Here is an 11,044-nt window from a genome sequence, read left to right as displayed (position 1 = left end):
AGTACTCTATCCAGCTGAGCTACGGATGCAAATGGCGGTGAGGCGGGGATTCGAACCCCGGATGCAGCTTTTGACCGCATACTCCCTTAGCAGGGGAGCGCCTTCAGCCTCTCGGCCACCTCACCACACGCCTCTTTCGAGTGCCCCGAAGAACTTGTTTCTGCTCATCGGCGCTGCGTGGCGCACATATTACTTTCTGGGACTTATAAGTCAAACAATTTTTCCCGACTCTGTTTCGTTTGCACAATTCACGCGCAATTCGTCTGCTTTGCCAACAAAAAGGCGTTTAATCAACATGAAACCGCAGAGAAACGGGGCATAAGCGTAGTACGACAGTCAACGTCGAAAGGGAAAGTCAGAGAAAATAAAGGCAGGAAAAGAGGAGTTGCGTCTCGCCATGCAGCGAGACGCGATATCTTTAGAAACTGGACTGTTGCGATTTTTCAGCCTGGATACGCTGGTAGATCTCTTCACGGTGTACGGAAACTTCTTTGGGGGCGTTTACGCCAATGCGTACCTGGTTACCCTTTACCCCAAGAACCGTTACAGTCACCTCATCACCAATCATGAGGGTCTCACCAACTCGACGAGTCAGAATCAGCATTCTTTGCTCCTTGAAAGATTAAAAGAGTCGGGTCTCTCTGTATCCCGGCATTATCCATCATATAACGCCAAAAAGTAAGCGATGACAAACACATAAAGTGTAAGCAGTCACGGCATCACATTCTGTTAAACCTAAGTTTAGCCGATCCAGAAATTTTCAACCCGACTTTATCGTTATATACCCGTTCACATCCATGCTACAGAAAGCACCACAACTCATTACATCTTATCGCAAACATCCTCTTTGCGACCGACTCATGAGACCTGCCAGCTCACTGACACACGGGAAATAAGGGGTAACATGGGTAGAGAGAGAAAGGCGCCATAACAACGGATTGTTATAGCGCCTTTGCCTATACCTTATTCATTATGAGAGTCGCGATGCGACCCAGTTTTCTACGCTGGAAAGGGCTGCCGGCAACGCCTGGGCATCCGTACCACCGGCTTGCGCCATGTCCGGACGTCCACCGCCTTTACCCCCAACCTGCGAAGCTACCATCCCGATCAGTTCGCCTGCTTTTACACGGTCGGTCAAATCTTTCGAGACCCCCGCAATCAGAGAAACCTTAGCATCGGCAACGGTCGCCAGTACGATAACGGTGGAACCCAGTTGGTTTTTCAGGTCATCAACCATCGTACGCAGCATTTTCGGTTCGATACCGGTCAGTTCGCTGACCAGCAGTTTTACGCCATTAAGATCAACGGCTTTGCTGCTGAGGTTCGCGCTTTCCTGAACGGCCTGCTGCTCCTTCAGTTGCTGCAGTTCTTTTTCAAGCTGACGCGTGCGCTCAATCACTGCACGAACTTTCTCGTTCAGGTTCTGGCTGTCGCCTTTGAGCAACTGTGCGATATCGTGCAGCTGATCGTTCTGCGCGTGAACCTGCGCCAGCGCGCCTTCGCCAGTGACCGCTTCAATACGACGCACGCCCGCCGCAGTGCCAGACTCGGCAACGATGCGGAACAGGCCGATATCACCGGTACGCGCGGCATGGATACCGCCGCACAGTTCGGTGGAGAAATCGCCCATGCTCAGCACGCGCACGCGTTCGTCATATTTCTCGCCGAACAGCGCCATTGCGCCTTTCGCTTTGGCGGCTTCCAGATCCATCACCTGCGTTTCAATCGGCAAGTTGCGACGGATTTGCGCGTTCACCAAATCTTCCACCGCGCGGATCTCTTCCGGCTTCATGGCTTCGAAATGGGAGAAGTCAAAACGCAGGCCTTTATCGTTAACCAGCGAGCCTTTCTGCGCGACGTGGGTGCCCAGAACCTGGCGCAGCGCCGCATGCATTAAGTGGGTAGCGGAGTGATTCAGGCGGATGCGCGCACGACGCGCTTCGTCTACCTGCGCTTTTACGCCCTCGCCCACTTTCAATACGCCGCTGGTCAGTTTGCCGATATGACCAATCGCCTGACCATACTTCTGGGTATCTTCCACAGCGAAAGCAAAACCATTGCCCAGCAGCTCGCCGCGATCGCCAACCTGGCCGCCGGATTCCGCATAGAACGGGGTTTCGTTGAGGATCACTACCGCCTGCTCGCCTGCAGCAATTTGCTCAACAGCTTTGCCGTCAACAAATAGCGCAGTCACCTTGCCGGTCAGTTCGACATGGTCGTAGCCTTTAAACTCGGATGCGCCTTCAACGCGGATCATGGCGTTGTAGTCAGCGCCAAAACCGCTGGATTCACGCGCGCGACGGCGCTGCGCTTCCATGGCGGCTTCAAAGCCCGCTTCGTCAACTTTGATGTTACGCTCACGGCAGACGTCAGCGGTTAAATCCACCGGGAATCCGTAAGTGTCATACAGGCGGAATGCGGTTTCACCGTCCAGCGTGTCGCCGGAGAGTTTCGCCAGTTCTTCATCCAGCAGCGCCAGGCCACGCTCAAGCGTACGGGCAAACTGCTCTTCTTCAGTTTTCAGAATTTGCTCAACCTGCGCCTGCTGGCGTTTGAGATCTTCACCGGCGGAACCCATGACGCTAATTAACGGGCCAACCAGTTTGTAGAAGAAGGTGTCCTTCGCGCCCAGCATGTTGCCGTGACGGATTGCGCGACGAATGATGCGGCGCAGCACATAGCCACGGTTTTCATTGGACGGGATAACCCCATCGGCAATCAGGAATGCGCAGGAACGGATGTGGTCAGCGATAACGCGCAGGGATTTGTTGCTCAAATCGGTCGCGCCGGTTTCTTTCGCCACCGCCTGAATCAGATCGCGGAACAGATCGATTTCATAGTTGGAGTTAACATGTTGCAGCACCGCCGCAATACGCTCCAGCCCCATACCGGTATCAACAGACGGTTTCGGCAGCGGTTCCATGGTGCCGTCAGCCTGGCGGTTGAACTGCATGAACACGATATTCCAGATTTCGATATAGCGATCACCGTCCTCTTCCGGGCTTCCCGGAGGGCCACCCCAGATATGATCGCCGTGGTCGAAGAAAATTTCGGTACACGGACCGCACGGGCCGGTATCGCCCATCTGCCAGAAGTTATCAGAAGCGTAAGCCGCGCCTTTGTTATCGCCGATACGAATAATGCGTTCGCGCGGGATACCCACTTCTTTTTCCCAGATTTCGTAGGCTTCGTCGTCGCTCTCGTAAACGGTGACCCATAAGCGGTCTTTAGGCAGGTTAAACCACTGCTCGCCGGTCAATAACTCCCAGGCGTACTGGATAGCATCATGTTTAAAATAGTCACCGAAACTGAAGTTACCCAGCATTTCGAAGAAGGTGTGGTGACGAGCGGTGTAACCGACGTTTTCCAGATCGTTGTGTTTACCACCCGCACGCACGCAGCGCTGCGCGGTCGTTGCGCGGGAATAATTACGCTTATCGAGACCAAGGAAAACATCCTTGAACTGGTTCATCCCGGCGTTGGTAAACAGCAGAGTGGGATCGTTATTAGGGACCAGAGAGCTGCTGGCAACTACCTGATGTCCTTTACTGTGGAAAAAATCGAGAAACGCCTGACGGATCTCAGCGGTGCTCTTGCTCATAATTATCCTGAAATCAAGCTAACGAATTGTCGTAAGCCGGACATGATAAACCGACTGGTGAATCTCTGTCCGCCCTGACGGGAAAAAAGTGGGAATAAGATAAGTTTTCTGAGGAGGGAAGTAAAATCCAGTATGCGCTCAACGGGCAAAATTTCGGTATATCTCCTGGATATCCTCCATCAGGAAGCCTCTGTACAGCAAAAATCGCTGCACTTTTACCTTATCGGGATAAGTTAGCGGCAACGGTTCGCCAAATTTACGCACCGCGATATCCCAGGTAATTTGCTGCCAGTCGACGTCACTTGCACGGAACGCGGCGTCGCAGTGTTCGCGGCTCAGCCCTTTTTGCTGTAATTCCTGGCGGATACGCTGTGGGCCATACCCTTTGCGCGCCCGGCTCGCGATATAACGACCCGCAAAGTTCGCGTCATCAAGCCAGTTGTGTTCATAACACCAGCGAATCACGTTTTCGACGTCTTCAGGGGAGATTGACTCAACCTGATCCTGGGGCGATTTCACCATAAATGGCGCTGCCAGCTTGCGACGCAGCTCTTGCTCGCTGTGATCGCGCATGGCAAGTAAACGGGTTGCCCGGTCGCATAGACGTGCATATACCGAGCGGCGGGGAGAACGTTCAGTCATAGTTATTCAGGCGTCAGTAATGAAAAAGGGCTGCCTGGGCAGCCCTGTCTATCAAAAGTCTTCGTTAGTTTCTGACTCGTCTTTTTCGTACTCTTCAGTAGAGAAAGCCGGTTTGTCATCCTGATTGTGCAGCAGTTGCTCACGCAATTTCTTCTCAATTTCCTGCGCGATGGCTTTGTTTTCCTTCAGGAAGTTAGTGGCATTCGCTTTACCCTGGCCTACCTTCTCGCCATTGTAGCTATACCACGCGCCCGCTTTTTCAATCAGCTTGTGCTTCACGCCCAGGTCGACCAGTTCGCCGTAGAAGTTGATACCTTCGCCGTACATGATCTGAAATTCAGCCTGCTTAAACGGTGCCGCAACTTTGTTCTTCACCACTTTTACGCGGGTTTCGCTACCCACCACTTCGTCGCCCTCTTTTACGGCGCCGATACGACGGATATCAAGACGAACGGAAGCGTAGAACTTCAGCGCGTTACCACCGGTGGTGGTTTCCGGGTTACCGAACATCACACCAATCTTCATACGGATCTGGTTGATGAAGATCAGCAGCGTGTTGGACTGCTTCAGGTTACCCGCCAGCTTACGCATCGCCTGGCTCATCATACGTGCCGCGAGGCCCATGTGAGAGTCACCGATTTCACCTTCGATTTCCGCTTTCGGCGTCAACGCCGCAACGGAGTCGACGATAATTACGTCAACCGCGCCAGAACGCGCTAAGGCGTCACAGATTTCCAGCGCTTGCTCACCGGTATCCGGCTGAGAACACAGCAGGTTATCGATATCAACGCCCAGCTTACGTGCATAGACCGGGTCCAGCGCATGCTCAGCATCGATAAAGGCGCAGGTTTTGCCTTCGCGCTGTGCGGCGGCGACAACCTGCAGCGTCAGCGTAGTTTTACCGGAAGATTCCGGACCATAAATCTCAACGATACGGCCCATCGGCAGACCGCCCGCGCCGAGCGCGATATCCAGGGAAAGTGAACCCGTTGAAATGGTTTCCACATCCATGGAACGGTCTTCACCCAGACGCATGATGGAGCCTTTACCAAATTGCTTTTCAATTTGGCCCAGAGCTGCCGCTAACGCCTTCTGTTTGTTTTCGTCGATAGCCATTTTTACTCCTGTCATGCAAGGTGAAGCACCATCGCCCACGTTGCCGCTATTATTTCGATGTGGCAATTATACTGTATAGTCATACAGTATCAAGCCTTTTGTAGAAAATGTTGCCAGAGCGTTTTTAATGCATAAACCGTGGCCTGACGCCGCACCGCATCGCGGTCTCCGCTGAAGCATTCATGACGCGTGAAGCTGTCGCCCCGGCGGCTGGCGAACCCAAACCACACCGTGCCCACTGGCTTTTGTTCGCTGCCGCCGTCCGGCCCGGCGATGCCGCTAATGGATACCGCATAGCTGGCATTGGCGGCGGCAAGCGCGCCCTGCGCCATCTGGATCACCACCGGTTCGCTGACGGCGCCGTGCTGATTAAGCGTGTCGGCGTCAACGCCAATCATCTGCGCCTTGGCTTCGTTACTGTAGGTGACAAAACCGCGTTCAAACCAGGCGGAGCTGCCCGCAATATCGGTAATCGCTTTTGCAACCCAGCCGCCGGTGCAGGATTCAGCGGTCGTCACTGTCGCGCCCTGCTGCTTTAACGCCTCGCCCACTGATTTGCTCAATTGCTTCAGTTCATCGTCTGTCATCACGGCTCCAATTGTAGTGAGGGCAATGCGCTTAGCAACGCGCACTGCCCTTTTTCAGTGATTACATTTTATCTTTACGAGAACGATTCCAGAATCTCGTTACTGGACACGTGCCATCGCCACCGCCTGGCCGAGTTGCCATACCGCCATGGCATAGTGCGTGCTGTGGTTATAGCGAGTAATGGTGTAAAAGTTAGGCAAACCGTACCAGTACTGATAGCGCGTCCCGATATCCAGGCGCAGCAAACTGACCTGAGAATGATTACCCAGCGGCTGTTGCGGCGTTAAGCCCGCCGCCGCCAGTTGCGCCGGTGAGTATTTCGTTTTAAAGCCGTTCTCTAAACCGGGTGCTTCCCCGTTGGCCTGCACGGCAACCGGCTCGCCTTTCTCCCAACCGTGCGCTTTGAAGTAGTTCGCCACGCTGCCAATGGCGTCCACCGGGTCCCAGAGATTGATATGGCCGTCACCATTAAAATCAACAGCATACTCTTTATACGAGGACGGCATGAACTGCCCGTAGCCCATCGCGCCGGCAAACGATCCTTTCAGTTCCAGCGGGTCGTCGCCTTCGTCACGCGACATCAGCAAAAAGGTTTCCAGTTCGCTGGAGAAATACTCGGCACGACGCGGGTAGGCGAACGAGAGCGTCGCCAGCGCATCCAGTATGCGGGTTTTGCCCATGACGCGTCCCCAGCGAGTTTCTACACCAATAATGCCGACAATAATTTCCGGCGGCACGCCGTACACCATAAAGGCGCGATTTAGCGCGTCCTGATACTGATTCCAGAAAACAACGCCGTTCTGGACGTTATCCGGGGTAATGAATTTATCCCGATAACGCAGCCAGGCCCCGTTAGGCCCGGTTGGCGGCAGCGTCGTCGGCGCTTGCCTGTCCATCAGGCGCAGCACATAGTCCAGCCGTTTGGCCTGAGAAAGCACGTCATGAAGCTGTTGACGGTTAAAACCGTGCTTGCTGACCATCATGTCGATAAATTTTTCAGCGTTGGGATTATTGGCGAAATCACCGCTGGAAAGATAAACATCATGCTGCGGCTGAAGTAAAAATCTGCCTTGCGGGGTACCCGCAGTCTGAGGGGCGGCAGTTTCCGGGGTGGTTTTAGGTTTACTGCTGCATGCGGAAAGCAGTACCAGCAGAGGTAAAAGAGCAGCATAACGACGCTTAATCATGAGTTGTCCATAAAGCAAATCAAACGAGTGAATATCATGGTAGAACATTCAGCGCAGGAGGCGAAGCGCGGTAAGCCAGTATGGGAAATTATCGGAATCAAAGCGGCGGATTTCCCGGGTAAAAAATTGACTAAAATCAAATAAATTTGAGCCCATACAAAACCTTACACAACTTTGGGTGGCGCGCTTTTGACTCTCCCCTTAGGGGAAGGTTTAGAGTCTGATGACAAATTATTCCCAAAGGAAATTATCATGCGTCGCACACTACTGCTTTCTTTACTCGGCATTGCTATTTCCGGTTCCGCCCTGGCGGCAACATCGCAAACTGACTTTTTAGCTCAATATGGGCTGACGGGTAAAAACACCCGGCAAATCGTGGAAGCTATCGACCAGAATCCGCAAGCGCGTCCGTTGCCTTTTAGTGCCTCCATCACCAGCAGCGAATTAACGTTGTCCGATGGTAAACAGGCTTTCGCGTTCCCGTTAGCGGATAAATTCTACCTCTCCGTCGCACCTTACGAGCACCAGACGCACCCATGCTTTAACCACAGTTTGTCGGGTTGCCAGGGCGAAATGCCTAACACCACGTTTGATGTCAAAGTCACCGACCTCAAAGGCAACGTGGTGCTGAAAAAAAACGTGAAGAGCTATCAGAACGGTTTTGTTGGCCTGTGGCTGCCCCGTGATATGCAAGGGACGCTGGAAGTCAGCTATCAGGGGAAAACCGCCTCATCGCCCATCAGCACCAACAGCGATAGCCAGACCTGCCTGACCACGGTGAAGCTATAATCCAGTCTCAAGAGATGATGCGCCCCGCCGCATCATCTTTCCGGGTTAGCGCGTAACCCAGCTACAAACGCCTTTCATGCTCGTCATGCTTTCTGACGTTACCTCGCAAGAATGCTTTTTTCTCAACAAATGCGTTTACAACCTTTGCCGGGCTTCTGGTAACGTGGCGTCGTAAGTCACCCGCCGCCCCGGGTGAATCACACTAAAAAAGAGTGTTAAGATGTGCACACTTCATTTTCCCCGCTGTGCGATTTAAAACGAGCTAAATCAGATGATTGAGTCTACTGACAAGGACTTTACCGACCACACGCCAATGATGCAGCAGTACCTGCGTCTCAAATCACAGCATCCGGAAATCCTGCTTTTCTACCGAATGGGCGATTTCTATGAGCTGTTTTACGATGATGCGAAACGCGCGTCGCAGTTGCTGGATATTTCGCTGACCAAACGCGGCGCATCGGCAGGCGAGCCCATCCCAATGGCGGGCGTCCCCCATCATGCGGTAGAAAACTATCTGGCGAAGCTGGTCAATCTTGGCGAATCGGTGGCGATCTGCGAACAAATCGGCGATCCCGCCACCACTAAAGGACCGGTTGAACGCAAAGTAGTCCGCATCGTGACGCCTGGCACCATCAGCGACGAAGCGCTGTTGCAGGAGCGCCAGGATAACCTGCTCGCTGCACTCTGGCAGGACAGTAAAGGATTTGGCTATGCCACGCTGGACATCAGTTCTGGCCGGTTCCGTCTGAGCGAACCGCAGGATCGGGAAACCATGGCTGCAGAACTTCAGCGTACCAATCCGGCGGAATTGCTGTACGCCGAAGATTTTGCCGAAATGTCGCTGATTGAAGGCCGTCGTGGTTTACGCCGCCGTCCGCTCTGGGAATTCGAAATCGATACCGCGCGCCAGCAGTTAAATATGCAGTTCGGCACCCGGGACCTGACAGGCTTTGGCGTGGAAAACGCGCCGCACGGGCTGTGCGCCGCTGGTTGCCTGCTCCAGTACGTAAAAGATACTCAGCGTACCGCCCTGCCTCATATTCGCTCCATTACCATGGAGCGCCAGCAGGACAGCATCATCATGGATGCCGCCACGCGTCGTAATCTGGAAATCACCCTGAATTTGAGCGGCGGCGTTGAAAATACCGTGGCTTCCGTGCTGGATGGCACCGTCACGCCGATGGGTAGCCGTATGCTGAAACGCTGGCTGCATATGCCGGTGCGCAATCACGAAACATTACGCTCGCGTCAGCAAACCATTGCCGCGCTGATGGATCGCACCAGTGAACTTCAGCCTGTGCTGCGCCAGGTGGGCGATCTTGAACGTATTCTGGCGCGCCTGGCGTTGCGCACCGCGCGGCCCCGCGACTTAGCGCGTATGCGCCATGCCTTCCAGCAATTACCGTTACTGAACGAACTGCTGGGCGACATCGACAGTGAGTATGTGCAAACCCTGCGCCAAAACATGGGCGAATTCAGCGAGCTGCGTTCGCTGCTGGAGCGCGCCATCATTGATTCTCCGCCGGTGCTGATCCGCGACGGCGGAGTGATCGCACCCGGCTATCACGAAGAGCTGGACGAGTGGCGCGCGCTGGCGGACGGCGCAACGGATTACCTTGACCGCCTTGAAATCCGCGAGCGCGAAAAACTTGGGCTGGATACGCTAAAGGTCGGTTTTAACGCGGTGCACGGTTATTACATTCAGGTTAGCCGCGGGCAAAGCCATCTGGTGCCGATGAATTACGTGCGCCGTCAAACGCTGAAAAACGCCGAGCGCTACATCATTCCTGAGTTAAAAGAGTACGAAGACAAAGTCCTTACCTCCAAAGGGAAAGCGTTGTCGCTGGAAAAACAGCTCTATGACCAGTTATTCGATATACTGCTGCCGCACCTGGCTGAATTGCAGCAAAGCGCCAGTGCGTTAGCGGAGCTGGACGTCCTGGTTAACCTGGCTGAACGCGCGTTAACCCTGAATTATTGCTGCCCAACCCTCAGCGACAAGCCCGGCATCAATATCGTCGAAGGGCGTCATCCCGTTGTGGAACGGGTGCTTAACGAACCCTTTATCGCCAACCCGCTTGCGCTGTCTGCCCAGCGCAAGATGCTGATAATTACCGGCCCTAACATGGGCGGAAAAAGCACCTATATGCGCCAGACCGCGCTGATCGTGCTGATGGCCTGTATCGGCAGCTATGTGCCCGCCACTCAGGCGGAGATCGGCCCCATCGACCGTATTTTTACCCGCGTTGGCGCAGCGGACGACCTGGCGTCTGGCCGTTCAACATTCATGGTTGAAATGACCGAAACCGCCAACATTCTGCACAACGCTACCGAATACAGCCTGGTGCTGATGGATGAGATTGGTCGCGGTACATCCACTTACGACGGCCTGTCTCTGGCGTGGGCCTGCGCGGAAAACCTGGCGAACCGGATCAAGGCGTTTACCCTGTTTGCGACGCACTATTTTGAGCTCACCACGCTGCCTGAAAAAATGGAGGGTGTTGCTAACGTGCATCTTGACGCCATTGAGCATGGCGACACCATCGCGTTTATGCATTCGGTGCAGGAAGGCGCCGCCAGTAAGAGCTATGGCCTGGCGGTAGCGGCGCTGGCGGGTGTGCCGAAAGAGGTGATTAAACGCGCCCGTCAGAAGTTGCGCGAACTGGAAAACCTGTCAGGTAACGCATCCGCCACGCAGATCGACGGTACGCAGATGTCGCTGCTGACTGCAGCAGAAGAAACCAGTCCCGCAGTAGAGGCGCTGGAAGCCCTCGACCCCGACTCGTTGTCGCCCCGTCAGGCGCTGGAGTGGATCTATCGTCTGAAAAATCTGGTCTAGTAAACATCGGCTCCCGGCTCGTTAATCCGAGCCGGGAGCCGTTATTAACGCTGATTTTTCGCCAGCAGCGGCGGAACGGTCGGTACCTGCGGCGCATCATCGATGTCTTTTTGCGTCATACGAAACGCCTCGGGATAATGCTCGCGGCTGGTGCGGCGTAGGGGCTCGGTATCGCGCCAGGTATAAAGGCAATGTTGGCACTGGAATACCGTCCAGACGCCCGGCACCGGGGATTTCGCCATCATTTCAATGTGCTCATCGGCACAACGTGGACAAATCATT

9 protein-coding genes and 1 tRNA gene are annotated in these 11,044 nt (G+C 54.2%); 2 read left to right on the top strand and 8 right to left on the bottom strand.

Translation table 11 applies throughout. From position 1 onward, the window contains the following. Window positions 1-32: 32 nt before the first annotated feature. From GV764_RS11675 to mltB, 7 genes are all read right to left on the bottom strand, one after another. A tRNA-Ser gene (locus GV764_RS11675) sits at window positions 33-125 on the bottom strand. 293 nt (window positions 126-418) lie between these two features. Continuing rightward, the gene (gene csrA, locus GV764_RS11670) at window positions 419-604 is read right to left on the bottom strand and encodes a carbon storage regulator CsrA (RefSeq protein ID WP_002434672.1); all 186 of its coding nucleotides are present in this window, start codon (window positions 602-604) and stop codon (window positions 419-421) included. Window positions 605-970: 366 nt separating this feature from the next. Continuing rightward, the gene (gene alaS / locus GV764_RS11665) at window positions 971-3,601 is read right to left on the bottom strand and encodes an alanine--tRNA ligase (RefSeq protein WP_161660314.1); all 2,631 of its coding nucleotides are present in this window, start codon (window positions 3,599-3,601) and stop codon (window positions 971-973) included. A gap of 138 nt (window positions 3,602-3,739) precedes the next feature. Continuing rightward, window positions 3,740-4,243 carry a regulatory protein RecX gene (locus GV764_RS11660; protein WP_161660313.1) on the bottom strand — a complete coding sequence of 168 codons (504 nt, stop codon included), beginning with the start codon at window positions 4,241-4,243 and terminating at the stop codon, window positions 3,740-3,742. Between the two features lie 51 nt (window positions 4,244-4,294). Beyond that, window positions 4,295-5,359 (bottom strand): recombinase RecA, encoded by a 1,065-nt coding sequence (gene recA / locus GV764_RS11655; protein WP_161660312.1) that lies wholly within the window; start codon window positions 5,357-5,359, stop codon window positions 4,295-4,297. Window positions 5,360-5,448: 89 nt separating this feature from the next. Beyond that, entirely contained in the window at window positions 5,449-5,946 is a 498-nt protein-coding gene (gene pncC, locus GV764_RS11650; RefSeq protein ID WP_161660311.1) for a nicotinamide-nucleotide amidase, read from the bottom strand. A gap of 99 nt (window positions 5,947-6,045) precedes the next feature. Further along, window positions 6,046-7,134: a lytic murein transglycosylase B gene (gene mltB, locus GV764_RS11645; RefSeq protein ID WP_161660310.1), complete on the bottom strand. Its 1,089-nt coding sequence runs from the start codon at window positions 7,132-7,134 to the stop codon at window positions 6,046-6,048. Window positions 7,135-7,386: 252 nt separating this feature from the next. Here mltB and cueP point away from each other — a divergent pair, with 252 nt between their 5' ends. Continuing rightward, window positions 7,387-7,923, top strand: coding sequence for a copper-binding periplasmic metallochaperone CueP (cueP, locus tag GV764_RS11640; RefSeq protein ID WP_161660309.1), 537 nt, complete (start codon window positions 7,387-7,389; stop codon window positions 7,921-7,923). A gap of 271 nt (window positions 7,924-8,194) precedes the next feature. Beyond that, window positions 8,195-10,762 (top strand): DNA mismatch repair protein MutS, encoded by a 2,568-nt coding sequence (gene mutS, locus GV764_RS11635; protein ID WP_161660308.1) that lies wholly within the window; start codon window positions 8,195-8,197, stop codon window positions 10,760-10,762. Window positions 10,763-10,806: 44 nt separating this feature from the next. Here the strand turns inward: mutS and GV764_RS11630 are convergent, their stop codons facing one another. Further along, the gene (locus GV764_RS11630; RefSeq protein ID WP_161660307.1) at window positions 10,807-11,043 is read right to left on the bottom strand and encodes a non-oxidative hydroxyarylic acid decarboxylases subunit D; all 237 of its coding nucleotides are present in this window, start codon (window positions 11,041-11,043) and stop codon (window positions 10,807-10,809) included. Window position 11,044 lies beyond the last annotated feature (1 nt).

The sequence above is a fragment of the Atlantibacter hermannii genome (genome assembly GCF_009907385.1).
In the GTDB taxonomy this organism is placed as follows: domain Bacteria; phylum Pseudomonadota; class Gammaproteobacteria; order Enterobacterales; family Enterobacteriaceae; genus Atlantibacter; species Atlantibacter hermannii_A.
This window is presented reverse-complemented; position numbering and strand designations above follow the sequence as displayed.

Coding starts and splice junctions, on each gene's coding strand:
- csrA (WP_002434672.1), bottom strand. CDS start 604: ATGCTGATTCTGACTCGTCGAGTTGGTGAGACCCTCATGATTGGTGAT.
- alaS (WP_161660314.1), bottom strand. CDS start 3,601: ATGAGCAAGAGCACCGCTGAGATCCGTCAGGCGTTTCTCGATTTTTTC.
- GV764_RS11660 (WP_161660313.1), bottom strand. CDS start 4,243: ATGACTGAACGTTCTCCCCGCCGCTCGGTATATGCACGTCTATGCGAC.
- recA (WP_161660312.1), bottom strand. CDS start 5,359: ATGGCTATCGACGAAAACAAACAGAAGGCGTTAGCGGCAGCTCTGGGC.
- pncC (WP_161660311.1), bottom strand. CDS start 5,946: ATGACAGACGATGAACTGAAGCAATTGAGCAAATCAGTGGGCGAGGCG.
- mltB (WP_161660310.1), bottom strand. CDS start 7,134: ATGATTAAGCGTCGTTATGCTGCTCTTTTACCTCTGCTGGTACTGCTT.
- cueP (WP_161660309.1), top strand. CDS start 7,387: ATGCGTCGCACACTACTGCTTTCTTTACTCGGCATTGCTATTTCCGGT.
- mutS (WP_161660308.1), top strand. CDS start 8,195: ATGATTGAGTCTACTGACAAGGACTTTACCGACCACACGCCAATGATG.
- GV764_RS11630 (WP_161660307.1), bottom strand. CDS start 11,043: ATGATTTGTCCACGTTGTGCCGATGAGCACATTGAAATGATGGCGAAA.